Consider the following 26,838-nt stretch of genomic DNA (forward strand, 5'->3'; position numbering starts at 1 on the left):
GTGCCAGCGTTTTGAATGTTACAGGAAAGGAAGGATTTTTTTGTAGCTGGGCTATAATGCACTGTGGCATAGCCTGTTGCGTCGCACTCTTGTACGTTCTGAACATTGAGCAACAGGTTTGTAGATTGTTCAAATAAAGCCGTAAAGTTTAATAGTAAAGTGGCAACTTAAACCTTGCAAGTATATGTTCATCCAGGTGCCTTTGATACCAGTCATTAAAAACAAATTCCAGTTCCTGTACCTCAGTAGTGCCAAAATAATGATGCCTGTATTGTTTTATTTTTTCCAGAAAAGCATTTGAGTTTTTTATGGGATGCCTGAATCGTACAACTGTAGAATGTGCAGTATGTATCTGGTAGCGTTTGTCTATGGAAGTTTCAAGGTTGCAATTCTTAAAATTATCCCGCAGGTTATTTCTTATTTTTTCGATCTCATCACCGGCATAACCCTGTATCATAATGCAGGCTGGAGATGCAGTTATACCTTCAAACATTATGGGGAAGGAATGAATGTTTTTTAGGGACTTACGTATAACATCTATATAAGCATCAGTATTTATATTGCTTAGTTTAAATCCGTCGTAACAAGAGATAATTGATAGTATAGTTACATGTACATCATCAAGAGGATAATAATATTGGTCAGGCTCTGTTTGCCTGAGATCATTCAGCATTTTTGTTATTTCCAGCTGGGTTTCGATTGAAGGCTTTGCTATCAGCGTTACACCAAACCTGTAATCTTTAACCGAATCAATTAAAGTATCATACTCAAACATATTCCTTTCGAAATGATGAAATGCTTCATTCCACATGTTTGTATAATGCTCTTTTAATTGCATAGCAGTTGGTTGTATGATGTTAGAGCATTTGAATTATTATTTCTATTTGTCTTGTTGTACGATACCACCTGCTGATACATGCACAACAAGTACAAGAGTGCGACGCAAGAGAAGCTTAATATATGTGCCCTACACCCGGTACATAAAATTATTATAAATCTTCTTCCCGTTCTAACATAAGTATAGCTCCCTGCGGCACTATAAAATACTTCTCGCCTTCGTAAATTACTTCAGTGGCGCCACTTACTAAAAAAATAGCAAGATCTCCTTCCTTTGCCTGCAGTGGAACATATTTCACCTGCTCTTCTTCACCTTTCCATGATTCATTTTCTATAGGCATAGGAATGGCATAACCCGGGCCTGTTTTAATAACGTAACCCTGTTGTACTTTTTCTTTTTCCTGTACGCCTGGTGGCAGATACAGACCACTCGCTGTTTGCTCATTTGGTTTTGAAGGCCTTATCAGCAAACGATCTCCTATTACTATGAGCTTCTTAAGTTTATTATCGTGTGTTAACAACATATTGCGTATTTGTTTTGCAAAAATAAACACAAGGTTTAAACAATTGCTAACATAAAACATGCAAAAAACTTTTAATAATTGGAAATGCTTTAACAAAAAAATGCCCGATGTTTGTTCCGGCTTTTTAAAAGCATTATATTTAATTGAAAAAATTATACAATTATGGAAGGAAGTAAATACAAAATTTTGTTGTGTGAAGATGATCAGAACCTTGGCATGGTATTGAAAAATTATCTTGAACTGAGCGATTATGATGTAACACTTGAAAGGGATGGGCGTCTTGGCCTGGCTGCATTTCAGCGTGAAAAGTTTGATATATGCCTGCTTGATGTAATGATGCCAAATATGGATGGCTTTACATTGGCAGAAGAAATTCGTGACATAGATCCGGAAGTTCCTTTGTTCTTTTTGAGTGCTAAAACAATGAAGGAAGATATCATTCAGGGTTATAAACTTGGTGCTGATGATTATATCACCAAACCTTTTGACAGCGAAGTGTTGCTTTTAAAAATAAAAGCAATTCTAAAACGCAACGAAGAACTGAACAGGGAAAGTGAGAACATGCAATTTGATCTTGGGCGTTATCATTTTAATCCAAAGCTTCGTGAACTGATACATGATGGTAAAACTCAAACACTTTCTCCCAAAGAAAATGAATTGCTGAAAATGCTTGCGGAGCATAAGAATGATCTTCTACCAAGAGAAAGAGCATTGAAAAAAATATGGGGCAGCGATACATATTTTAATGGCCGCAGTATGGACGTTTATATTGCCAAATTGCGCAAGTATCTAAAAGATGATGAACAGATCGAGATCGTAAATATTCATGGTAATGGATTCAGGTTGGTTGCACCTTAGTTTAGTGACAAGTAAAGTAATTATAAAATAAAGAAGGTGATGCAAGTGCATCACCTTCTTTATTTATTATTAAATCTTTTACAATAAGATTGTACTTAATTCATTTTTCTTTTAAGTGTGCTTACCTGTTCCTGTAAATTACTTACCAAACCCGCAAGTTGGTTTACATCCCAACGCTGCATAGTATTGGCTTTGGTAATAACCATCTGTGCTCTCCATACTTCCATAATGTCCTCGGTATTTACATTATAAGGCGAGTACTGAGGATTATCGCTTACAAGAGTTAATTTATTTTTCAGGCGATTATTCTTCATGATGCGTTTGTAAACGATGCCTTCGCCCTTTGATACCACTATATAAGTATTATTGGCTTTTACATCTTCCACATCTTCTATTTTTTCGCCTACAATAACACTACCGCTTGGCGTAGGCAGCATACTGTCTCCTACAATTTCAAAGGCCCGGAAATTACCAGAGCCGAGCATGGGAAGTGTAAACGTATTGAGTTCATCTATAAACTCAGGGTCTGCATAACCGGCAAGATACCCTGCGGCTGCTTTCACAGGAACAAATTGTATGACCTGGGTTTCAGCAGCCATTTTTAACTGGCGGCGTTTGTCTAAATAAGAACCGGAGCCCTTTGAGGCTGTAAGATCTTTCAGCAAAAGCTCATCGAGGCTTAGTTTAAAAATATTGCACAGATTTTCCAAAACATCCAGCCTTGGTTCGGCGCGTTCTTCTTCATAAGCGCCAATAAGAGAACGCTTGATCTTAAGTTTGTTCGCAAACTCTTCCTGAGTCCATCCACGCAGCTTGCGCAGGTAACGGAGATTTTTTCCGGCATAACTCATAGCTAATGCATTTAGCGCAAGTTACTAATTTTTTTAGTTTGTCAAAATATTTTTTCTGAGATTTTTCATGAGCTAGGCAACTGTATTTCATGGTTTCTTTGTTGCGTCGCACTCTTGTACTGTTTATCCTTGCTCAACAAAGAACAGAATGTAAAAGTGTGCGACGCAACGAAACCTTAATAGCGGTAATAAAGCCTGGCTCATAAAAGAAAAACCTTCTCTGTTATTTGAGAAGGCTTTTATACAACAATTAATTTTTCATCTATACTTCGCGGCCATGACAGTTCTTATATTTCTTTCCACTACCACACGGACAAGGATCATTTCTTCCGATTTTAGGACCAACCTTTACAGGCTCCTGTTTTACCGGCGATGGATCGTGATATTGATCTCGCTCATTGGCAGCATAATCTTCTCCGGCAGCTTCAACTTCTGCTTTGTTAGAGCGCATACGGCTCATGTCTGTTTTTTGTTCGCGACCTTCTTTTATATCTGCAGGGCGTTGTTCTACAGGAATATCTGCGTGACAAAGGAAATTTACGATGTCTTTATTTACACCGCTATCCATTTGTTTAAAGAGCATGTACGCTTCGCCTTTATAAATAACCAATGGATCTTTTTGTTCATAGTATGCAGTTTGTACACTTTGCTTAAGATCGTCCATTGCGCGCAAATGTTCTTTCCATGCATCATCAATAAAAGAAAGCGTAATCGTTTTTTCAACCGCATTAACCATTTCTGCACCTTGTGAAGATAAAGTCTTATCAAGATTGGCGAGTACCTGTAAACCTCTTCTGCCATCTGTAAATGGTACCACCACATTTTGTATATGTGCACCCTGACCTTGTCTTATGTTTGCAAACACAGGCAACACACGTTTAGCTATATCCTGGCGTTTATGCTGGTAATTTGTGGATGCTTCGTTGTATAGTTTATCTGAAAGGCTGGTGCTGCTTTCTTTATTAAATTCCTCTGCAGTTATAGCAGTGTCCATTCCAAAATTCACGATTACTTCAAGACGGAAGCCTTCAAAATCATTGTTCTCTTTAAAAGTATTTACCAGTCCTTCGGCCACATCGTAAAATGCATTATCAAGGTCAAGCGCAAGACGTTCTCCAAATAATGCGTGGTTACGTTTTGTATAAACAACGGTACGTTGCTTATTCATTACATCATCATATTCAAGCAAACGTTTACGAATACCAAAGTTGTTTTCTTCCACTTTCTTTTGTGCCCTTTCAATGCTCTTGGTGATCATACTGTGCTGGATAACTTCGCCTTCTTTATAACCGGCAAAATCCATCACCTTAGCAATACGTTCACTGCCAAACATACGCATCAGGTCATCTTCCAATGATACATAGAATTGAGTTGAACCAGGATCTCCCTGGCGCCCTGAACGGCCACGCAACTGCCTGTCTACACGACGACTTTCATGGCGCTCTGTTCCGATAATAGCAAGGCCTCCAGCTTCTTTTACACCGGGCCCGAGTTTAATATCGGTACCACGACCTGCCATGTTAGTGGCAATAGTAATGGCACCTGCTAAACCAGCTTCTGCAACTACCTGTGCTTCTCTTGCGTGCTGCTTTGCGTTAAGCACATTGTGTGGAATTTGCTTTTGCTTCAGCATACGGCTGAGCAATTCACTTACTTCGACCGAAGTAGTGCCAACCAGCACCGGGCGCCCAGCATTACGCAGTTCTTCTATTTTTTCAATAACAGATTTATATTTCTCACGTTTGGTTTTATACACAAGATCTTGTTCATCTGTGCGGATTGCAGGAACGTTAGTAGGAATGGTTACAACATCTAATTTATAAATGCTCCAAAATTCACCTGCTTCCGTTTCCGCAGTACCAGTCATACCACACAATTTATGGTACATACGAAAATAATTCTGCAGCGTAACGGTGGCATAGGTCTGCGTAGTAGCTTCGATCTTTACATTTTCTTTTGCTTCGAGTGCCTGGTGCAAGCCATCGCTGTACCGGCGGCCATCAAGAATACGACCTGTCTGTTCATCAACGATCTTTACAGCGCCATCTAAAACAACATATTCAACATCTTTATCAAATAAAGTATATGCTTTTAGTAATTGCTGCACAGTATGAATACGATCGCTCTTAACACCATATTCATTTAGTAATACTTCCTTCTGCTTCATCTTCTCTTCCTGAGGCAATGCTGCATTTGTATCTATAGAAGCAAGATCAACACCAATATCAGGAATAATAAAGAAATGAGGGTCTTCACCGGCACCTGTAATAAGCTGAATGCCTCTGTCAGTTAACTCAACAGAATTATTTTTTTCATCAATGTAGAAATATAATTCTTCATCGGCCTTGGGCATTTCTTTTTGCTGATCTGCGAGATAATAATTTTCTGTACGCTGCAATTTCTGACGAATACCCGGCTCACTCAAAAACTTGATCAATGCACTGCTTTTTGGCAAGCCACGGTGTGCACGGAATAATGCCAGGCCACCATCTTTGGGGTCATCATTACCTTCTGCAATTTTTTTCTTTGCTTCATTCAGGAATTGATTGGTAGCCCGCTTTTGAGCATCTACCAATTTTTCAATTCTTGGTTTAAGATCAAAAAATTGCTGTGTATTATCACTGTGTCCAACAGGACCAGAAATAATCAGCGGCGTTCTTGCATCGTCAATCAACACCGAGTCAACCTCATCCACCATCGCAAAATGATGTTTACGTTGCACCATTTCATCAGGATTATGCACCATGTTATCGCGGAGATAATCAAAACCAAATTCGTTGTTGGTACCATAGGTTATATCTGCGAGATAAGCATTGCGACGTTGTTGTGTATTAGGTTGATGTTTATCTATACAGTCTACTGTTAATCCTAACCACTCATAAATTGTTCCATTCCACTCCGAGTCACGACGCGCCAGGTAATCGTTCACCGTTACAATATGAACACCCTCACCAGCCAATGCATTCAGGTAAGCAGGTAATGTGGAAACCAGTGTTTTACCTTCACCCGTTGCCATTTCAGAAATCTTTCCCTGGTGCAATACTATACCACCGATCAACTGAACACCATAATGCACCATGTTCCAGGTTACCTGTCCGCCTGCGGCGGTCCATGTATTACTAAAAAAAGATTTATCACCTTCAATCTTTATGTAGTCTTTTTTTACACTAAGCTCACGGTCCAGTTCTGTAGCTGTTGCTTCCAGTTGTGTATTTTCTTTAAACCTGCGGGCCGTTTCTTTTACAACTGCAAATGCTTCAGGAAGAATTTCCTCCAGTGCTTCTTCAATCTTTTTATCGCGGTCCTTTTTAAGCGCGTCCACTTCCGTATAGATCTCGTCTTTTGACTGTATGTCAGATTCAGGTAAAGACTCTGCCGTGTTCTTTCTGCCTTCAATAACATCATCAATTTCTTTGATATGCTGTGCTATGCGCTGTTTAAATTCCTGAGTCTTTTGCCTCAGTGCATCATTTGAAAGAGATTGGTATTGCTGAAAGTATTGGTTGATCTTAGCCACAATAGGCTCAAGTTGTTTTACATCTTTCTCGCTTTTGTTACCGCCTATAAGTTTCGAAATAAACTTCAACATATCCGTGTTATTGGGTATTGATAATAGTATGTTTTATTAAGACCTTCACATTGCCAAAAATCATGCTATCAAGCGCTTATGGTCAAAATGGCAGCAGGTCTTATTTTAAGGCGCCAAAGGTAAACAATTTGCCCGGAGTGTAGCTAAAAGTGAAACAGTATGCACAGTTTAGACAATAATTAACCAAAGATGCGTTTATGAGTTTATTCTGAACAGACTTATGTAACCGGGATTTGTATACAGGCTTCCGGGTCTTAATGAAGTTGAATTTGATCTAAGCACCTGGTGCAATGGGCATCGTTGGTTGTGTCACTCACTTGTACGTTCTATAATGACTCGTCAAAGAAGAATGGTAAGAGCGAGAGTGCGACGAAACATAAGTATTATAGCACTGTAAAAGGCTGTTTCAAAAAGATTAACCAAAAAATTTCAATATCAACCAAATCTCTGCAGCATGAAAAAGTTTTTGTTTATCTCCGTAGTGTTTGCCATCAGTCTCGGGTTAAATGCGCAAAAAACGGGTATTTTAACCAATCAGAAAGATGCCTGGGGTCTGTTGTATACCTATACTGGTGAAGTTGTAAACGGTAAAGCAAATGGTATGGGTGTTGCAAAATATGCATCAGGAAATGTGCTGAGGTATGTAGGGAGTTTTATGAATGGTACTTACAACGGTAAAGGCACCATGTTCTTTGATGGTGGAGCATTTCTTACCGGCACCTGGAAAAATGGAAAGCTCAATGGCAAAGGGGCAAACTTAAATGGTGACGGAAGTCTCTATATTGGTGACTTTGCAGATGGACTTAAAAACGGTCAGGGTTTACTTATTTACAAAGACAACAGTTTTGTTAAAGGCAATTATAAAAACGATAAAATGAATGGCCGTTGTATTAACCTATGGACGGATGGCACGATTATAAGCGATATTATTTATGCTGATGATAAAAGAAACGGCACCGGTTATCAATATGAAGCCAAAGTAAAAAAATTATATGAAGGTGAGTGGAGAGATGACAAGTGGGTTCAGGCAACTACCCCAAATTTTAGTAGCTTTTTAAAGTCGGCTTCTTTTATTGGTGAAAATACCACGGACCATGTTTTAATGGGGCCTGTCAATTCGAACCAATATTTAGTAGATACTTCATATTATTATGATCAGAACGCACATAAAAGATATTTTGGCTTTTATGAAAATGGACACATGAGGAACGGACTTATTATTAGAGACGACAGCACACGTTTTTATGGTCCATTAGGCACCAAAGGTGCAAATGGCTATTCTTATGATTTCAAATTTGGAAAATACTATTCCGAAGGAACCTATACAGACGATTACCTAAATGGTGAGATTGTTGATATTGATCTCGAAAAGAAATCTGCTTATTATGGCAATGCAATACAAGGTGAATTCACCGGAAAGGCATATTTCTTTAATGAAAGTGGAAGCATGTATTCCGGCGATTACGTAAAAGGAAGGTTTTCAGGCAATGGCTACCGCCTGGAAACTTCTGGTAAATATACTTCAGGAACGTGGAGTGATGGTAAAGTAATTAACCTTAATACCCTTATTACTTCTAAGGGAGATGTTATAACAGGTTCCCCCAAAACATTAGCAGAAGCAATAAACAATATCATTAAAGATTATCCCACTAATTATTATGATGACATTGCAGGCGATATTGTTGATGATTATGATTTGCTAGATCAGTTTGAGGATCAGGATACTTCTTCTTACCTTGATTATTCTTATACCTTGTTTCAGGTGCCGGGTAGTGTAGAAAAAAATATCATTGCGACGGATTTTGATCTTGTTACTTATTATTACGCAAAAATGTTAGAAACCGATGATGCGGCTAAGGCTACTGCTAAGTATAAAGACCTGGCTGGTCAATTGCAGAATCTTGTTATTGCTAATTCATATTACCCAACTAAAGTTAAGCTACAAGGCACTGTAACTGCACCTAATAATTCAAACGACAAGACCGAAACAGAATTTTCTTTACCATCTGGTTCAGACAGTTTTATTTATTTCAAAATATGGCTTACGCTTTTTAAAAATGCCGATGACAAATATGTAGTAAGCATTTCGATGGGTGAAAAAGAGTAATGGTTTTTCCAAAAGGCAGAATGATTACTATAAATGACCTTGAAAGAATATAGGTTGAATTGAAAGATGATAATAGCAAAACAAAAACTACGTTATAGAGTCTATATTGCTGGTATTAGATTTTTTCCTGCGCCATAACGCATATACAATCAGTGTAAGTAGCATGGCGGTTCCAACCCCAATAAGCACTTCATTCTTTTTCCATAAATGTTTCAACTCTGCGCCTGTTGTTGTTTTTGCAACAGGCTCTTGTGCCATACCATTATTAGTTGTAAGTAAAAAAGCTACAAAGCAAACAATCAGAATTATTCTTACCCGGTTTTTTTTCTTTTGCACAATGCAATGGTTTCGTTAGAAAATAGTTGCAGAAATTATAGCAGATAATTAAAGTTAGTAATTACTACCCAAATAAATAATCATAAAAAAGCAATATTTACAGATAAGTTCTCTTAAAACAATTTTTTAGAAGCCGGCTGTTGAGCTTTATGGCATCGGCAGTTGTGTCACTCACTTGTACGTTCCGAAATTTGCTGAACAAAAAACAAGACGCACAAGTGAGTGACACAACCAAAGCTTTATAGTACCATTGTAGCTAAGTTTATAAAAATCCACATAGTTGAAAACACGCTTAATAATTTCACCTGTTTCCGTTAACTTTGCCGCCGATTTCAGGTTCCTTTTGTTTACGAATAGATTTAAGTATTCGTAAATGGCTGAATCTTAAAACTTTACAACAATGGCTGGTCAGTTAAAAGAAGTTCGCAACCGCATAAAATCAGTACAAAGCACACAGCAAATAACCAAGGCTATGAAGATGGTAAGTGCCGCCAAACTGCGCCGCGCTCAGGATGCCATTATACAGATGAGGCCTTATGCACAGAAACTGCAGGAAGTATTGAGCAATATAGTAAGCAATTCTGATGGCGATGTAAGTATAAAACTTGCAGAAGAAAGACCAGTTGAAAAGGTTCTATTTATAGTTATTACCAGCGACCGTGGTCTTGCAGGAGCTTATAACACCAATATTATAAAAACTGCCAAGCTAACCATTGAAGAAAAATATGCTGCACAGTTCAAAAAAGGAAATGTAACCATCTGGAATATTGGGAAAAAAGGGTTTGAAAGTTTAAGCAAAAGCGGTTACAAGACTGATGCTGCTTATAAAGATATTTTTTTGAACCTTACATTTGAAAATGTACAGGCTGCATCTGTTGCTGCGATGAAAGCTTTTGAGAATAAAGAATTTGATGCAGTAGAGATCGTGTATAGCGAATTTAAAAATGCAGCTACACAACGTTTCCAGAGCGAGCCATTTCTTCCCATTCCTAAAGTAGAAAAGAAAGCAGGTGCTAAAAAGGCCGATTTTATTTTCGAGCCTAACAAAGAACAACTCATTGCAGAGTTAATGCCAAAGATTCTAAACACACAGTTATACAAAGCTGTATTAGATGCGAATGCAAGTGAACATGGCGCACGTATGACGGCAATGGATAAGGCAAGCGAAAATGCCAATGAATTGCTTAAAGCACTAAAAATCTCTTACAACCGTGCACGCCAGGCAGCCATTACAACTGAGCTGACAGAAATAGTAAGCGGCGCAGCAGCTCTGCAAGGCTAATTATACAATTTGAAAATATAAAGATTTGAAAATGTTTTAGCAGAAAATATTCTGCATTGTTTTCAAATTTTCAAATTCACCACATGGAACTTTCCCAGATAATACCTCATATAGAAGCATTGATCTTTGCCAGTGAAAAACCATTGACAAGCCTTGAGATCGTTGAACTCATCAACAATGCTTTTGGTTTTATGGAAGAGCGTATTATGCCCGACCAGGTGGAGAGTTGTATAGAAGGTATCAAAGAAAAATACCAGAGTGAGTTTTACCCATTTGAAGTAAGAGAAAGTGGCGGTGGCTGGCAGTTTCTTACAAAGAAAGATTTTCATAAAACATTGGCTCAACTGAATGGTGAGAAATTCCTGAAACGCTTATCCACAGCAGCGTTGGAAACATTGGCTATTATTGCTTATAAACAACCGATCACCAAGGGTGAGATTGAAGGTATCCGTGGTGTAAACAGCGATTACAGTATTCAAAAATTGTTGGAAAAAGAATTAATACTCATAAGTGGCCGTAATGAAACCGCACCGGGCAAACCATTGGTCTACGCTACTTCTAAAAACTTCATGGATTATTTTGGTTTGAACTCAACCGATGATCTGCCTAAAATAAAAGAGGTGCTTGCTGAGCAAATGGTTGAACCCACTATTGTAAGCGCAGAAAATTTATCAGAAGAAGAAATACCTGCAGAAATACCATTGCTTTCTGTAGATAGTAACGGAGACCTGGTATTGCATGCAGAAGATGACGAAGCAATTATTATAGAAGAAACAATTGAGATAACATTGGATGAAGATGTTGAAACAGCCGGTACTTCAGATGAACCTGACGAAGAAAAGAATAAGAAAGATCTAAACGAAAGCGATGATGAAGTAGCCGATGATAATGAAAATTCAAAAGACTAATATAACGGCCCTTCAATGAAGGGCTTTATTTTTATAATCCATTTATTAAATCAATCCCCACTCATATCGTATCTTCGAAATTATGTCGCAGCAACTAACAAAAGAACAACTGATCAGTGTAGCTAATGAGTATGGTACACCGGTATATGTTTATCACGCAGAAAAAATAGAAGAGCAGCTTAATGAACTAACCAATGCGTTCAAAGATTGTAATGCAAAGTTTTTTTATGCCTGCAAGTCGCTGACCAATATCAATATTTTAAAACTTATAAAGCAGTACGGTGCCAACCTTGATTGCGTAAGCATTAATGAAGTGAATCTTGGTTTAAAAGCCGGCTTTGCACCAAAACAAATTTTATTTACACCAAACTGTGTTGACTTTGAAGAGATCGAAGCAGGTATTGCATTAGGCGTTAATGTAAATATTGACAACATTTCTTTACTTGAAAGGTTTGGTAATAAATACGGGCATACTTATCCTGTTTGCATTCGTTTAAATCCACATATAATGGCGGGTGGGAATTTTAAAATTTCTACGGGCCATATCGACAGTAAGTTTGGTATTTCCATTCACCAGATGCGCCACATAGAACGTATTGTAAAAACAACCAACATACACGTTGCAGGACTGCATATGCATACGGGTAGCGAGATAAAAGATGTAAATGTATTCCTGCAGGGTTTGGAAGTAATGTTTGATATGGCGCGCCATTTTCCAAAACTCGAATTCATTGATCTCGGCAGTGGTTTTAAAGTGCCCTACCAGGATGATGATGTAAAAACAGATGTTGCGTCGCTTGGCAAAAAAGTTGCTGAGGCATTTGCAGTGTATGAAAAAGAGAATGGTCGTAAATTAGAAATCTGGTTTGAGCCGGGAAAATTTCTGGTAAGTGAATCTGGTTATTTTGTAGTAAAGGCAAATGTGATCAAACAAACAACAGCTACTGTTTTTGTTGGCGTAAACAGTGGCTTTAATCATTTGATACGCCCTATGTTTTATGAAGCGTACCACCGCATTGAAAACATCAGCAACCCAAATGGCCCTGAACGTATTTACACCGTTGTAGGTAATATTTGTGAGACAGATACTTTTGCATGGGATCGCAAACTGCGTGAAGTACGTGAAGGTGATTTTCTTGTGTTTTACAATGCCGGCGCTTATGGTTTTGAAATGAGCAGTAATTTTAATAGTCGCCTCAAACCCGCAGAAGTATTGATAAAAGATGGCAAGGCTTATTTAATAAGAAAGCGTGATGAGTTTGCTGATCTGCTGAAGAACCAGGTAGAAGTGTTGTAAGAAAATGTGCAGATGTGCGAATATGCAAATGTGAAAATTAAAGAAAATGATGATACCAGCTTTTGTATTTTATGGCATCTTCGTTGCGTCGCAATCCTTTCATCTTTCAATCATAGATTGAGCAATAAAAGAAATCTGGAAATAAAATATTCCCCTTTAGGGATTAGGGCATGATCGAAATAAAAAATATAAAAAAGTCCTTCGGCGATAAGATCATCATTGATGATATAAGCGCTGTAATGGAAGCCGGGAAATGCAATCTTATCATTGGCGCCAGTGGTAGCGGCAAAACCGTGCTCACCAAATGTATGGTAGGTTTGTTTCATCCCGACAGCGGCGAAATTTTATACAGCGGCGAAAGTTTTGGCGCTATGGACGATGAGCACCGCAAAATGCTGCGCCAGCAGATTGGCATGCTCTTCCAGGGCTCTGCATTGTTTGATTCCATGACAGTAGAACAGAACGTAATGTTTCCGCTGGAAATGTTTTCAAGAGATAATTATAAAACAAGAAAGAAAAGAGTAGATGAGGTACTGGCACGTGTAGAACTGAAAGATGCACATAAGAAATTCCCTGCAGAAATAAGTGGCGGTATGAAAAAGCGTGTGGGTATAGCACGTTCTATCGTACTCAATCCAAAATATTTGTTCTGCGATGAGCCCAACTCCGGTCTTGATCCGCAAACATCTTTGGTAATAGATAAGCTTATCAAGGAGCTTACCAATGAGTTTAATACCACTACTATTGTTGTTACGCACGATATGAACAGTGTAATGGAAATCGGCGATCATATTGTTTATTTATACCAGGGCAAAAAAGAATGGGAAGGCTCTAACAAAGAGATCATCTTCAGCAAGAGTGATAAACTGAACAAGTTCATTTTTGCGTCAGAATTTTTGCAGGATGCAAAAGACATGCGCATGCTGGAAATGAAAGGCAAAATTGACAACGACAGAAATATGGAAGATCTGTTGAACAGCCCCGGCTCGCTGATGGATAACCTGGAGAAATAGTATTCAACGCAAAGGCGCTAAGGCTCAAAGAGATTTTTCCTTCTTTTGCCACTCCCTGTCTCTGCGGTTTTTATTTGCTCAATAGTATATCAAACGTACAAGAGTGCGACGCAACGAACGCTCAATAGTTTTATTAAAGCCAGGCTCATAAAAACCCCTTTCAAATACAATCATATCCACACTTTATACATGCCGGGTAATTTTATGTTTTAATAAGGTTGCATACCCTTAATTTTGCGCAATCTTTCAAGAAATGAATCATACAATTTCCTCCAACGAGTCTATTCCATCGCAGAAAAAGAAAATTATTGTTTTAGGCAGCGGTCCCAACAGGATTGGCCAGGGAATCGAGTTTGACTATTGCTGTGTGCATGGTCTGCTGGCAATAAAAGAATGTGGTTATGAAGCGATCATGATCAATTGCAACCCCGAAACAGTGAGCACCGATTTTGACATGGCCGATAAATTATATTTCGAGCCGGTTTATTGGGAACATCTCTGGGAAATTATTGAACTGGAAAAACCAGAGGGTGTTATTGTGCAGCTTGGCGGGCAAACAGCTTTAAAACTGGCAAAGAAGCTTACACAGAAAGGTATTAAGATCATTGGCACTTCCTTCGACAGTATGGATATTGCCGAAGATCGTGGCCGTTTTAGTGACCTGCTGAAAGACCTCGATATTCCTTACCCGGCATATGGAACCGCTTATACAGCTGATGAAGCGATTGAAGTGGCCAATAATGTTGGCTACCCCGTGCTGGTGCGGCCAAGCTATGTGTTGGGCGGGCAAAGAATGCGCATCGTGATCAATGATGATGAGGTAGAAAAAGCGGTGATCAGTTTGCTGAAACATATTCCTAACAACAAGATACTGATCGACCATTTCCTGGATCGTTGCCAGGAAGCTGAGATCGATGGCATATTTGACGGCGAAGATTTTCATGTGATGGGCGTGATGGAGCATATAGAACCTGCAGGTATCCACAGTGGCGACAGTAATGCGGTGTTACCGGCTTTCAACCTTACACCACTCGTTATAACAACGATGGAATATTATGCTGAAAAAATTGCAAGGGCATTGAATATACGTGGGCTCATTAACATACAGTTTGCGATAAAGAATGATAAAGTGTTTGTGATCGAAGCAAACCCAAGAGCCAGTCGTACCACGCCTTTCATCGCAAAAGCTTACCAGATTCCTTATCTTAATATTGCCACCAAAGTAATGATAGGTGCAGCAAAACTTAAGGACTTTACTTACGAGAAGAAGCTAAAAGGTTTTGCTATAAAAGAACCTGTGTTTAGTTTTAATAAATTCCCGAACGTAAACAAAGAACTGGGTCCTGAAATGAAGAGTACAGGCGAAGCAATCCGATTTATAAAAGATCTGCGTGATCCATATTTCAGGCAACTGTATAAAGAAAAGAGTATGTATTTGAGCAAGTAGAATATTCATAAGATATAATAAGAGCCGGTCATTATTGAACCAGCTTTTGTTTTTTATGGCGCCGTCTGTTGTGTCACTCACTTCATCGTTCACAGCTTTATTCGGCAAGCTCAAAGCACTACCCCGCAGAACATATATATCTTTTTATCCTTTATTAATCAGCAGCTTAATATTAAACGGATACAATAAAATCCTTCCCTGCAATGTTATTACAGTGTGTAATTGTTATACTTTTATTGTCCAAATCCAATAATCGTTTTGAAGAGCCTGTATCGCTTTCTGTTTTTAGTATGTTTATCATACTGCACGGTATCTTGTTTTGCCGCTGATTCGTCTGCTGTTTCTTATGCCCATAAGGGAATACTCGATTTAAGAAGTTATAATTTTAAAGAAAAAAATATTGTCCCACAGGGAGAATGGGGCTTCTACTGGCACCAACTACTCACACCCGATTCATTGCCTTCGGCAAAACCGCTTTATACAGTTTTTCCCGCATTATGGAACAATACTAAAATTAACGGTAAACAGCTTCCGGCACAAGGGTATGCCACCTATGCGCTCACGATCCTGCTGCCGGCTAAAAGAGATCCACTGGCATTGAAGATCGAAGATTTTTATTCCTCGTACAGATTGTTTGTTAATGGAGTTCTGTTTGCAGAAAATGGTAATCCTTCGACTAATGCCGAGACAACAGTTCCGGCATTTGAACAAATAACAAGAAAACTTCCCGTTGAAACAGACACGCTTAAACTGGTTTTACAGGTTGCTAATTTTACACATTCAAAAGGTGGCTTTAACAGGAAGATATATCTAGGAGACAATGCAAAACTTTCTGCCGACAGGGAGAAAGAACTTGCTTCAAATTTTTTGTTAGCCGGTTGTATATTTATTTGCGGGCTTTTTTTCTTTGGATTATACCTCTTCGGGCAACAGGATAAAGTAATACTTTATTTTTCACTATTCTCTGTTTTATACAGCTATCGCGTAATAGGGTCACCGCCTTATTTACTTAACTCAGTGTTTCCTTCTATACCATACTGGTTTACCATGCATGCAGATTACATTTCATTGTATCTCTGTGTTTGTTTTTTTGTTTTATATATAAGATATCTGTACCCTGAAGACACTCATAAGAAACTAACCAGGATTATGACAGCAATCTCTTTGCTATTCCTGTTTACTGTTATATGTACGCCCATATCATTTTTCACAACATTACTGGCACCTTTTCTTGTTATCATACTTCTTTACATGGTGTACATTTTTTATGTCTTTATAATTGCAGCAAAAAATAAAAGAAAGGGCTCTGTATATTCTTTAATAGGCATAGCTATAAGCCTATCAGTATTTACAGTACTCGACCTGAACTACTTTGGCATTATCCCATCACCGGATGCCTGGATATTGTCGGGCTACCTGTTGTTCTTTATCCTGCAGTCGCTTATCCTTACATTCCGTTTTGCAGATAATCTCAAAGTGGCGCGCCAAAAAGCAGAAGATGCATCACTGGCAAAATCGCAGTTCCTTTCCACCATGTCGCATGAGATAAGAACACCGTTAAATGCAGTGATTGGTCTTACACATCTCATGTTAAAGAATGAACCACGCAAAGACCAGGAAGATGAACTAAAGATCATGCTTTTCTCGGCAAATAATCTTTTGTCGATTGTAAATGATATTCTTGATTTCAATAAAATAGAAGCGGGAAAAATTCATTTTGAGTGCATTGAAACAAATGTGCATGATATCATTAAAAATATTGCCGGTGGTTTTAAAACCTATGCAGATGAAAAGGGTATCAACCTTATTGTGGAACCAGATAAAAGTCTTGATGTTACCGTATTGGCGGATCCTACACGAACCAGCCAGGTATTGACCAACCTTGTACACAATGCCATTAAGTTTACTTCAAAAGGATCGGTAACCATATCCTGTAAAGTTGAGGAAAGAAACAACTCTGTTATTAGCATATTATTCAGTGTAAAAGATACAGGCATAGGCATCCCACCGGAAAAACAACGCATTATATTCGATCAGTTTACACAGGCAGACTCTTCTACATCGAGAAGTTTTGGCGGTACAGGGTTAGGGCTTTCTATTTGTAAAAGCATTCTTGAAAAACAAGGCTGCAGAATGCAATTGCAAAGTGAAGAAAATAAAGGAACTGAATTCTTTTTTGTGCAGTCATTTCCTGTTTGTAAAAAAATTGAAGCGGTAATTAAACCCGTAACAGTTGATAATAATAAACCGTTTCTCGGCATTCACATTTTGCTGGTTGAAGACAGCGAGTTTAATATAATTGTAGCCACAAGATTCCTGCAGGCATGGGGTGCCGAAATTGATGTGGCACAAAATGGCCAGGAAGCTATTGATAAATTTGATGAAGAAAAACATAAACTGATCCTGATGGATCTTCATATGCCGGTAATGGATGGCCGTGATGCAACGATACAATTGCGAAAACAAGGGGCTAAAGTGCCCATCATTGCGCTTACTGCAAGTATTTATGCAGATGAAAATAAAAAAGTAATTGCGTGTGGCGCCAATGATATTGTTGTAAAACCGTTCGAACCCGAATCATTCCGCAATAAACTGATGCAATATTTAAAAACAGCTTCTTAAGAGCATCAATATTTTTTTGCACCATACTACAGATATTCTATTAAACATCGTTGCGTCGCACACTTATACTCATATACTGATCGCATCAGTGAAAAGAAAAAATGCAGAAATACTTTTACTTTTCACATCCCACCTTTCACAATATTGTTCCGAACGTACAAGTGAGTGACACAACCGGTGATGCCACAACAACTACGGCTGGTGTAAAAATATTTTATAAAAATGTTATAAATAAAATATTAACAGGTTAACATCTCTTCTACCTGATTTATCTATATTACCACTCGTCAATTTTATGAACCGTTTGCATGCGCAGCAATCTATTTTTGCGCCAAACCAACCTTAATGCTAAGGCACATAACCTTACTGCTTATTCTTTTTTCTGTTTCTGTTTGCCTGAATGCGCAGGTAAAATCATTACCTGTAATAAAAGTTGAACAGCCCCCAAAATTGGATGGCATATTAGATGATGCAGTATGGCAAAATGCTGCGGATGCAAATTCATTTATTATCAACTTTCCCGATTTTGGCAAAGCATCTACGCAAACAACAGATGTAAAAGTGGTATATGATGATGAAGCGATCTACATTGGCGCTTACATGCATGATGACCCCAAACTTATAAGAAGGCAATTAACACAAAGAGATAAACAGGAATTCCAGGACGCAGATAATTTTGGTGTTGCATTCGATACATACAGTGATAAACAAAATGCATTTCAGTTTATTGTTACATCTGCCAATGTACAAAGCGATGTGCGTATATCTGCAACCGTACAATCAGGGGCAGATGATGGCAACGATAATGGAGGCTTTGATTATAACTGGGATGCAGTGTGGGATAGCCGTACAACTATTGTTTCTGACGGATGGATAGCCGAAATAAAAATTCCTTATTCCGCCATCCGCTTTTCAAAAGAAGAAGTACAGCAATGGGGTGTAAATTTCTCCAGATATATCAGGCGCTTGAATGAAACATCTTACTGGAATCCAGTAAACCCAAAAGAAAATGGTTTTGTAAACCAATTTGGAGTGCTTAGTGGTTTGAAAGATATAAAACCACCATTGCGTCTTTCATTGTTGCCCTATATTTCTACAGGTTACAGAACAGTGCCTACCAATGAAGGAAGCATCAATACATTTTTACATAATGGTGGCATGGATGTAAAGTATGGCATCAATGAAAGCTTTACAATGGATATGACATTAGTGCCTGATTTTGGCCAGGTACAGAGCGATAATATTATTCTTAATCTTACACCCTTTGAACAACAGTTTGCAGAAAACCGCCCTTTCTTTACGGAAGGAACAGAACTGTTTAATAAAGCAGGCATTTTTTATTCAAGGCGTGTAGGGGCTACTCCGGGTGGTTATTATGATGCGTTGCAACTGGCATCAGACAGCGGCTATACTATTCTTAAAAATCCCTCTGCTACACAGTTATACAATGCAACAAAATTTTCCGGCCGCACAAAGGATGGGTTGGGTATAGGCATCTTTAATGCAGTTACAGCACCTATGCATGCAGAGTTTGAAAAAAAGAGTGGCGAAATATTCAGCGTAGAAACAGAGCCGCTTACCAATTATAATGTATTTGTTATAGACCAATCTTTAAAGAATCGTTCATTTATTACATTCACCAATACCAATGTAATCCGCAACAGCCATGCAAGAGATGGAAATGTAAGTGCACTTGATCTTTCATTATTTGATAAATCAAATACTTATAATTTCCAGGCAAAAGGCGCCTATAGTTATGTAACAGGAGATGATCCGCACAATGGTTTCAGAACATACACAAGCTTTGGAAAAGTAAGTGGCAAGTGGCAGTGGGAAGCATCTAATCTTATAAAATCAAAACAATACGATCCCAATGATCTGGGTATTCTCTTTCGTAACAATGAAATGGAAAGCATTGCAAAACTCTCTTACAAACAATTCACACCCAACAAAACTTTTAATTTCAGAAACTACGAAATAAGTATCGACTACATCAACAGGCTACAGCCTTTCTCTTATTCATCTCTCGAAATAAACGGCGACTTCCTGCATGTATTTAAAAATTTCTGGGACGCATCATTGGTTGCTTTTGTACACCCTTTTTGGGATAATGATTATTATAACTTAAGAAAGCCAGGCCGCGTATTAAAGACAGTTCCGTTTGCATTTGCAGGTATTCGTGGAAGCACTGATAGCCGTAAAAAAATATTTGCCAGTTATTTTGTAGGTTATGCAAATTTCTCGCCACAGAAAGACGATCCCTTTACATTATATAACCTCGGTTTGCGTTACAGGTTCAACCCTAAATTCAGTTTATCTGTTGAAGGCGAAAGGCAATTCGACAAAGGTAATATTGGGTGGGCATTAGACGAGCCTATTACAGGCGAGCCTATTGCAGGTTTACGTGAAGTAACACAGTTTTCTACTTTGATCAATGCCACTTATAATTTCAAAGCACGCATGAATCTTAGCGCAAGAGTAAGGCACTATTGGAGTAAAGTGCACTACAATACATTCTACGATGTGGACCTTGATGGCAACAGAACAGAGCGGCCTTTCATCGATGATCAGGATGAGAATTTTAATGCCTTTAATATAGACATGTTTTTTACCTGGGATTTTCGGTTGGGTAGCCGTTTGATCATTGCGTACAAAAATGCACTTGGCCCGGATGCGATTGTTGATGGATACAGCAATACAAAATACGGCAACAACTTTAAAGAATTATTCAATGTGCCACACAGCAATGAGATCAGCATAAAATTTGTGTATTATATCGATGCACAAAAATTTATTAAGAAAAAAGAGTAAATATTTTAGATTATCGGCAATGCTATCTCATAGCAACATCGTTGTGTCACTCACTTGTACGCCAAACCATTATTCAGCAATGAAGAAAACACGTAACTAAATTAGGCATGTCAACTTCATCCGTAAACATCAACAGCAGCTCTGAATGTATTGCAATGCGCCTCCACAATTGTTCTTACATCCGGCGAGTAACCACCGCCCATTGCAACAGTCACAGGGATATTATTTTTCTTCAACACCATAAAAACAAATTCATCTCTTTGTTTGCAACCAGTAATAGTCACTTGTAATTTACCATATTTATCTGTTGAGAGTATATCTACACCGGCAAGAAAAAAAGCAAAATCAGGTTTAATTTTTTTTATCAATGCAGGTAATGTTTCTTTCAACAATGAAAGATAGGTTTCATCATCCGTACCATCTTTCAACGGAATATCAAGATCACTTTTCTCCTTATGAAAAGGATAATTATGCGCACCGTGCATACTAAAAGTGAATACATGCGGTTCATATTCAAAAATTTTTGCAGTGCCATTACCCTGATGCACATCAAGATCGATGATAAGAATTTTATGTGCATGCTTTTTTTGCAGCAAATAATTTGAAGCAACCGCCATGTCATTCAGTAAACAAAAACCTTCTCCCCTGTCTGCAAATGCATGATGTGTGCCGCCTGCCACATTCAATGCTACACCATATTGCATGGCATGCATACAACAATCTATAGTGCCTTGTGTAATGATCAGTTCACGTTGTGTAAGTTGCGGCGACTGCGGGAAACCTATCTTTCTTTGTTCGCTGGCAGTAAGTGTTTGATGAATGAGTTTGTCAAAATAAGTTTTATCATGTGTTAGTAAAACAACTTCTTCCTTGCATGGTTGCGGTGCAAAAATATTCTCTGTAGTAATTGTTCCTTCATGCAACAACTGTTCAGGTATCAATTCATATTTAAGCATAGGAAAACGATGACCTTCAGGCAAAGGGTGTGCATATATTGCATCGTACGCAATCTTTATCATTGGATCTGCACGATTGAATTATTTACAATCGCAAAAACATTTTCACCTTTCCGGGGTCTTATCATACAATGACCGCTGAATGCACTGAATGCTGGCAATACAGCATATTTTTTGGTGAAATAAAAACAGGGAAAATGTAAAGATTGCCTGCTGCCACCGTTAAGAGAAATTCCAGGATGCAGATGCCCGCTGAAATAAAATTGTTCATCATTTTCATCCACAGTTATTTCCGCTATATCATGTATAAAAGAAAATCTGCCCGCAGTAAGGTGTGGATCCACCTGTATAGCCGTATCAGTATAATACTGGTCATTGAGTATATCGTGATTACCTTTTATTAAATGAATATGCAAATGAGAAAGATCATTACGCCATTTAAAAAAAAGATCAAGCTCTTTATTAGCTTTGCTGTGAAACATATCGCCAACGATCAATAATCTTTCCGGTTTATAAAATTGTATGCCAGCAAAAAGTTGGTGCAGATCCTGTTTAAAAATATCCTGCGGCACAGGTATACCGGATTTTCTGAAATGACCTGTCTTTCCAAAATGCAGATCAGCAATGATCAAAGTTTTATTGGCAGGATACCAGATCATTTTCCCGGGCGAAAGCCAAAACTCTTCTTTATGTATATCAAACTTAACCGGTGTCAAAATATTTTTTTGTAAAGATAAGTACAGATTTTTTTGTTACCGGCTTTTGTAATGTGTGGCATCAACTATTGCGTCGCACTCTTGTACTTTCTGTTATCATTCAGCTTTTATTATATCTTCATTAATTAATAAATGAGCAAACAAATCAATTTATATAATATCCTGCATTTCTTTTTAATAAAGATCATCATTGGTATTTTTATAGTTGGAGGATCAGTTGTTTTATCAGGAGAACTATTCAATTTCATATTTGACAAAACAGGGACGCCTGATGATATTAAAAATTTGATCATTACGATACCATTTTGCGTCATTGCCTTATTGAGCTATATTTTTCTTTTTCGCTTTTATGAAAAAAGGGAGATCAAAGAATTACAATTACCAACATTTACTAAAAATGCAATCATTGGTTTTCTAACGGGTCTTTTTTTACAAACACTTTTTATCCTGGTCATTTATTTTGCAGGCGGTTATAAAATCATACGGGTTAATCCATTCTCATTTTTGTTTCCTTCTTTTTTAACAGCACTTGCAGCCGGTTTTGTTGCAGAAATATTGATAAGAGGAATCTTTTTTCGCTTAGCAGAAGAAAAGCTAGGCACTATAAATACGTTGCTTATTACTACAATACTTTTTGCCGTAATACATTCTGGCAGTAACCACGCAACCTTTCTTTCTGTTTGTGCCACTTCCATGCAGGCAGGTGTTTTACTTTCTGCTGCTTTTATTTTTAGTCGCAATCTCTGGGTACCTATATTCCTTCATTTTGCATGGGACTTTGCTGAGCCGGGAATTTTTGGCGCAATCAATCCAGGTAACTCAATTGAACAAAGTTTATTTACCAATGAAATTACCGGTCCTGTCTTTATAACCGGCGGGCAAACAGGACCACAAAACTCCATTCAGTCGCTGTTATTATGTGCTGCAGTAAGCTTATTATTTTTATGGCTGGCTAAGCGAAAAAATAATATTCTATTGCCGGCGTGGAAAAGAAAAAACACAGAAACAAAATCTTGAAATCAACATTATCGATAGTCAATACATTCTTAGATGCATAATGCACGACAGTACAGGTGTGCGACGCAACGAAAGCCAAATTAAAAATCCAAAACCCGGTTCAAAAAACTTCTCCCCTTATTATAAACATATTATCAAAGTATGAAAAATATAATATCGTTTTGTTAAGAACCTTTTTTTCCTTTGCATCTTAAACTACTGCTTATGAAATATGCTCAATTTCTGCGGCGTTTTACATGCCTCTTATTATTTGTTATTTCCATTTTATGTGCGAATGCACAGGTAACTACCGCCACCATTAATGGAATTGTAAAAGACCCCAAGGGCCAGCCTTTAACAGGCGCTACTGTTGTGATAGAATATGTTGATGCCGGAATACGACAAACAGTAATTACAAAATCTGATGGCCGTTTTACTGTGCCAAACCTAAGAGTGGGCGGGCCTTATAAAGTTTCAATTACACATGTAAGCTACCAGGAAGCTGTGTCTTCTGATATTTTCCTTGAACTTGGTTTGAACAACTCGCTCGAATTTGTTTTGGAAGAAAGAAAGAAGGAACTGGAAGCTGTAACCGTTTCATCACGTTCTAAAGTTTTTGACAATAAAAGAACAGGAGCCTCTACGAATATCAGCAACAACATCATAAAAACATTACCGACTATTTCCCGTTCGTCTGATGATTATTTAAGATTAGCACCATCTGCATCTGCAACATATAATGGATTGTCTTTTGCAGGCAGAAATGGACAGTATAATAATTTTTCTTTGGATGGAGCTGTGTTCAATAATCCATTTGGTTTGGATGCGCCAACACCCGGCGGACAAACAAGTGCTCAACCAATTTCACTGGACGCCATTGATCAGATACAGGTAAACCTTGCACCCTACGATGTAACGCAGGCGGGCTTTACAGGTGCAGGTGTGAATACAGTTACAAAAAGTGGGAGTAATAAATTTACCGGTACGATGTATGGATTTTATAGAAATGAAGGCATGACAGGGAAAAAAGTTGATAAGGAGACTTTTGAAATACCTAACCTCAGCCAGTTACAGGCCGGCGTTGCATTAGGCGGTCCTATCATAAAAAATAAGCTATTCTATTTCCTCAGTTTCGAAACAGAACAAAGAACAGATGCTGCTTCTGCGTATGTAGCGCAAAATAGCAACAATGTTGGCAAGCCAACTACATCACGTGTATTAGAGCAGGATCTTATTGATGTAAGTAATATTTTGAAAACAAGATTTGGCTACGAAACAGGGCCTTATCAAAATTTCACACTCGATCAGAAAAATTACAAGTGGCTAGCGAAGATCGACTGGAACATTAACAGTGTACATAAACTTTCTTTTACCTACAATGGTCTTGATGCAAGTAAAGACAAACCAGCACATCCCAGTGCTATTGGAAGAAGAGGTCCTGATTATACCACATTACAATTTCAAAACTCTGGCTATGAGATTGTAAATAAACTCAACTCTTTTGGTGCAGAATTGAAATCAAATTTCAGTAGCAATTATGCAAATAAATTAAGACTGGTTTATACAACATTCCGCGATAAACGTAATCCATTCTCAGAACCTTTCCCTGTTGTAAACATTGATAAATATAATACCCGTTATATTGTTGCAGGTCATGAACCTTTCTCTATCAATAATCGTCTTAACCAGGATGCATTCCAGGCTACTAATAATTTCAACATATTTGCGAAGAACCATAATATAACAATCGGGGCATCTTATGAATCATTCAAGTTTGCCAACTCCTTTAATCTTACAGGTTACGGCCCTACTTTATTCTGGGATTCAGACATACAAACATTTAAAGATTCTGTTCCTGTTGGCGGAGCTCTTGTATTTGGTGCTTATCCGTTGGATGTAGATGTAAACTATGCAAAAAATCATGCTGCTGCAGATGTGTGGACTTGGTATTATTTAACTGTTGCCCAGGGTTCATTATATGTACAGGATGAATGGCAAACCAGTGAACGCTTCAGGCTGACATATGGTTTAAGAATGGATGTTCCTTTTTATTTTAACTCAAGTTATTCAACACCCAATCTTAATAGCGATGGAACTTTTACTGGCAGTTATACAACAGGCGACCCAACTGTTCCTAATAACGATGATCTTACTTTATTTGATGCAAACGGCAATCCTGTTACCAATGGTGTTGGTAAAGACCTGGACAATACTAAATTGCCAAAATCAACGCCATTACTTTCTCCGCGTGTTGGTTTTAACTGGGATGTAAAAGGTGATAAAACTTTACAGGTACGTGGTGGTTCAGGTTTATTTACCGGTCGCTTTCCTTTTGTGTGGATCGGCAATCATATTGGCAATCCATTTAGTTTCTTTTACAATGCCACAGACAGGAATTTTAAATGGCCACAGGTTTGGCGCAGCAATATTGGAACAGATGTAAAAAGCAAATTCGGAACCATTTACACATTTGATGTAGCATATACAAAAGATGTAAATGCCATGATGGTACGCAACTATAAATTAGGTACACCAACCGGCACACTTAACTCAGGCACAGGAGATGACAGGAAAATTTATACTGCTAATGATCAGGGCACAGCAAACACGTATGTATTTACCAACACAAAAGTTGGTTATCAATTCAACTTTAGTTTCCAGGCACAGCAAACATTTAAGAAGGGTTTGTATGCAATGATCGGTTATAATTTTCTTGTAGCAAAAGACGCAAGTTCCATCTCTGCAGAAATTTCCAGCGATGCATTCGATCGCAACCCGATTCTTAACAATGCAAATGAAGCAAGACTTACACCGTCGCTCTATGGAAATAAGCACAGGATACTCGCAGCAGTTTATAAGAAGTTTGATTATGGCAAAGACAAGATGTATGCTACTACTATTTCACTATTCGCTAACTGGACGTCAGGCAATCGCTTCGCTTATGTATATGGTGGAGACATCAACAACGATGGCACCAGCAGCAATGATCTTTTATACGTGCCAACAGATGCTGAAATAGACAACATGACCTTTACGCCACTTACAGATGCAAATGGTAATGTGCAGGACCAGGCCACACAGCGCAATGCCTTTAAACAATTCATAGGGCAGGATGATTATCTCAATGGTTTACGCGGACAGTACACAGAAAAATATGGCGGCGAAACACCATGGTTCAGCCAGGTTGATATGCGCATATTGCAGGACTTTAATTTCAAAGGCAAGAACAAAACACAAACAGTACAGGTAAGTTTTGATATTGTAAATGTAGGCAACCTGCTCAACAGCGAATGGGGTGTACGCAAGTATGCAACTACATCAGGTTACTTTCAGCCATTGTCTGTTTCATACAATAACAATGCGCCCACTTACCAGTTCGATCCTTCTTTGAAACAAACATTTATTGCCAGCCCGGATCTTATTTCCCGTTGGCAGTTGCAGGTAGGCTTGAGATATATTTTCTAAAAAATATTTCAATACAATTTTTGAAAATGGGTTTGCAAAATGCAAACCTATTTTTGTTTAATAGAAAATTTTTTTGTTACAAGCTATAGTGCTTTGCGGCATCTGTTGTTGTGTCACTCACTTGTACGTTCCGGGTAATACTGAGCAATTTTATCTACCCTATATACTTTACATACCTTATTTACTCTTTCCCTATTTTTACCAGCATAAACACGGATCATAG

The 26,838-nt window shown here is 38.2% G+C and carries 19 protein-coding genes; 12 read left to right on the plus strand and 7 right to left on the minus strand.

What is annotated here, in order from left to right:
• Positions 1 to 148: 148 nt before the first annotated feature.
• Together FRZ67_RS08865 and FRZ67_RS08870 are read right to left on the minus strand one after the other, a co-directional pair.
• Complete coding sequence (locus FRZ67_RS08865; RefSeq protein ID WP_147189208.1) at positions 149 to 838, minus strand: 2'-5' RNA ligase family protein; 690 nt, start codon at positions 836 to 838, stop codon at positions 149 to 151.
• A 151-nt stretch (positions 839 to 989) separates the two neighbouring features.
• Positions 990 to 1,361, minus strand: coding sequence for a co-chaperone GroES (locus FRZ67_RS08870; protein WP_147189209.1), 372 nt, complete (start codon positions 1,359 to 1,361; stop codon positions 990 to 992).
• Positions 1,362 to 1,523: 162 nt separating this feature from the next.
• On the opposite strand from FRZ67_RS08870, the gene FRZ67_RS08875 reads away from it, so the two are divergent.
• Positions 1,524 to 2,219: a response regulator transcription factor gene (locus FRZ67_RS08875; protein ID WP_147189210.1), complete on the plus strand. Its 696-nt coding sequence runs from the start codon at positions 1,524 to 1,526 to the stop codon at positions 2,217 to 2,219.
• A gap of 95 nt (positions 2,220 to 2,314) precedes the next feature.
• On the opposite strand, the gene FRZ67_RS08880 is transcribed toward FRZ67_RS08875, so the two are convergent.
• Together FRZ67_RS08880 and secA are read right to left on the minus strand one after the other, a co-directional pair.
• A complete protein-coding gene (locus tag FRZ67_RS08880) occupies positions 2,315 to 3,070 on the minus strand; it encodes an XRE family transcriptional regulator (RefSeq protein WP_147189211.1) in 756 nt (251 codons plus the stop codon).
• 262 nt (positions 3,071 to 3,332) lie between these two features.
• Positions 3,333 to 6,659, minus strand: coding sequence for a preprotein translocase subunit SecA (secA, locus tag FRZ67_RS08885; protein ID WP_147189212.1), 3,327 nt, complete (start codon positions 6,657 to 6,659; stop codon positions 3,333 to 3,335).
• Between the two features lie 454 nt (positions 6,660 to 7,113).
• On the opposite strand from secA, the gene FRZ67_RS08890 reads away from it, so the two are divergent.
• On the plus strand, positions 7,114 to 8,766 hold the full coding sequence (locus FRZ67_RS08890) for an MORN repeat-containing protein (protein WP_147189213.1): 1,653 nt from the start codon (positions 7,114 to 7,116) through the stop codon (positions 8,764 to 8,766).
• An 87-nt stretch (positions 8,767 to 8,853) separates the two neighbouring features.
• Here FRZ67_RS08890 and FRZ67_RS08895 read toward each other — a convergent pair whose 3' ends face one another.
• Positions 8,854 to 9,102, minus strand: a complete 249-nt coding sequence (locus FRZ67_RS08895; protein WP_147189214.1) for a hypothetical protein — start codon at positions 9,100 to 9,102, stop codon at positions 8,854 to 8,856.
• A gap of 400 nt (positions 9,103 to 9,502) precedes the next feature.
• Between FRZ67_RS08895 and atpG the strand changes: the two genes are divergently transcribed.
• The 8 genes from atpG (at position 9,503) to FRZ67_RS08930 (ending at position 20,482) form a co-directional block, all read left to right on the plus strand.
• Positions 9,503 to 10,384, plus strand: coding sequence for an ATP synthase F1 subunit gamma (gene atpG / locus FRZ67_RS08900; RefSeq protein ID WP_147189215.1), 882 nt, complete (start codon positions 9,503 to 9,505; stop codon positions 10,382 to 10,384).
• A gap of 83 nt (positions 10,385 to 10,467) precedes the next feature.
• Positions 10,468 to 11,292, plus strand: a complete 825-nt coding sequence (gene scpB / locus FRZ67_RS08905; protein ID WP_147189216.1) for an SMC-Scp complex subunit ScpB — start codon at positions 10,468 to 10,470, stop codon at positions 11,290 to 11,292.
• An 82-nt stretch (positions 11,293 to 11,374) separates the two neighbouring features.
• A complete protein-coding gene (gene lysA / locus FRZ67_RS08910; RefSeq protein ID WP_147189217.1) occupies positions 11,375 to 12,589 on the plus strand; it encodes a diaminopimelate decarboxylase in 1,215 nt (404 codons plus the stop codon).
• A 170-nt stretch (positions 12,590 to 12,759) separates the two neighbouring features.
• Complete coding sequence (locus tag FRZ67_RS08915; RefSeq protein ID WP_147189218.1) at positions 12,760 to 13,602, plus strand: ABC transporter ATP-binding protein; 843 nt, start codon at positions 12,760 to 12,762, stop codon at positions 13,600 to 13,602.
• 253 nt (positions 13,603 to 13,855) lie between these two features.
• Entirely contained in the window at positions 13,856 to 15,049 is a 1,194-nt protein-coding gene (locus tag FRZ67_RS08920) for a carbamoyl phosphate synthase preATP-grasp domain-containing protein (protein WP_225975553.1), read from the plus strand.
• A gap of 258 nt (positions 15,050 to 15,307) precedes the next feature.
• Positions 15,308 to 17,671 carry an ATP-binding protein gene (locus FRZ67_RS08925; RefSeq protein WP_158638338.1) on the plus strand — a complete coding sequence of 788 codons (2,364 nt, stop codon included), beginning with the start codon at positions 15,308 to 15,310 and terminating at the stop codon, positions 17,669 to 17,671.
• A 101-nt stretch (positions 17,672 to 17,772) separates the two neighbouring features.
• The gene (locus FRZ67_RS23390; protein ID WP_158638339.1) at positions 17,773 to 17,922 is read left to right on the plus strand and encodes a hypothetical protein; all 150 of its coding nucleotides are present in this window, start codon (positions 17,773 to 17,775) and stop codon (positions 17,920 to 17,922) included.
• A gap of 94 nt (positions 17,923 to 18,016) precedes the next feature.
• Complete coding sequence (locus FRZ67_RS08930) at positions 18,017 to 20,482, plus strand: DUF5916 domain-containing protein (protein WP_147189220.1); 2,466 nt, start codon at positions 18,017 to 18,019, stop codon at positions 20,480 to 20,482.
• A gap of 116 nt (positions 20,483 to 20,598) precedes the next feature.
• On the opposite strand, the gene FRZ67_RS08935 is transcribed toward FRZ67_RS08930, so the two are convergent.
• On the minus strand, positions 20,599 to 21,501 hold the full coding sequence (locus tag FRZ67_RS08935) for a histone deacetylase family protein (protein ID WP_147189221.1): 903 nt from the start codon (positions 21,499 to 21,501) through the stop codon (positions 20,599 to 20,601).
• Positions 21,498 to 22,154, minus strand: a complete 657-nt coding sequence (pdeM, locus tag FRZ67_RS08940; protein ID WP_225975554.1) for a ligase-associated DNA damage response endonuclease PdeM — start codon at positions 22,152 to 22,154, stop codon at positions 21,498 to 21,500. The genes FRZ67_RS08935 and pdeM overlap by 4 nt, the downstream gene beginning before the upstream one ends.
• Positions 22,155 to 22,286: 132 nt before the next feature.
• Here pdeM and FRZ67_RS08945 point away from each other — a divergent pair, with 132 nt between their 5' ends.
• Positions 22,287 to 23,171, plus strand: a complete 885-nt coding sequence (locus FRZ67_RS08945; RefSeq protein WP_147189223.1) for a CPBP family intramembrane glutamic endopeptidase — start codon at positions 22,287 to 22,289, stop codon at positions 23,169 to 23,171.
• A gap of 204 nt (positions 23,172 to 23,375) precedes the next feature.
• A complete protein-coding gene (locus FRZ67_RS08950; protein ID WP_147189224.1) occupies positions 23,376 to 26,615 on the plus strand; it encodes a TonB-dependent receptor in 3,240 nt (1,079 codons plus the stop codon).
• Positions 26,616 to 26,838: the final 223 nt, after the last annotated feature.

This window comes from Panacibacter ginsenosidivorans, from assembly GCF_007971225.1.
GTDB lineage: Bacteria > Bacteroidota > Bacteroidia > Chitinophagales > Chitinophagaceae > Panacibacter > Panacibacter ginsenosidivorans.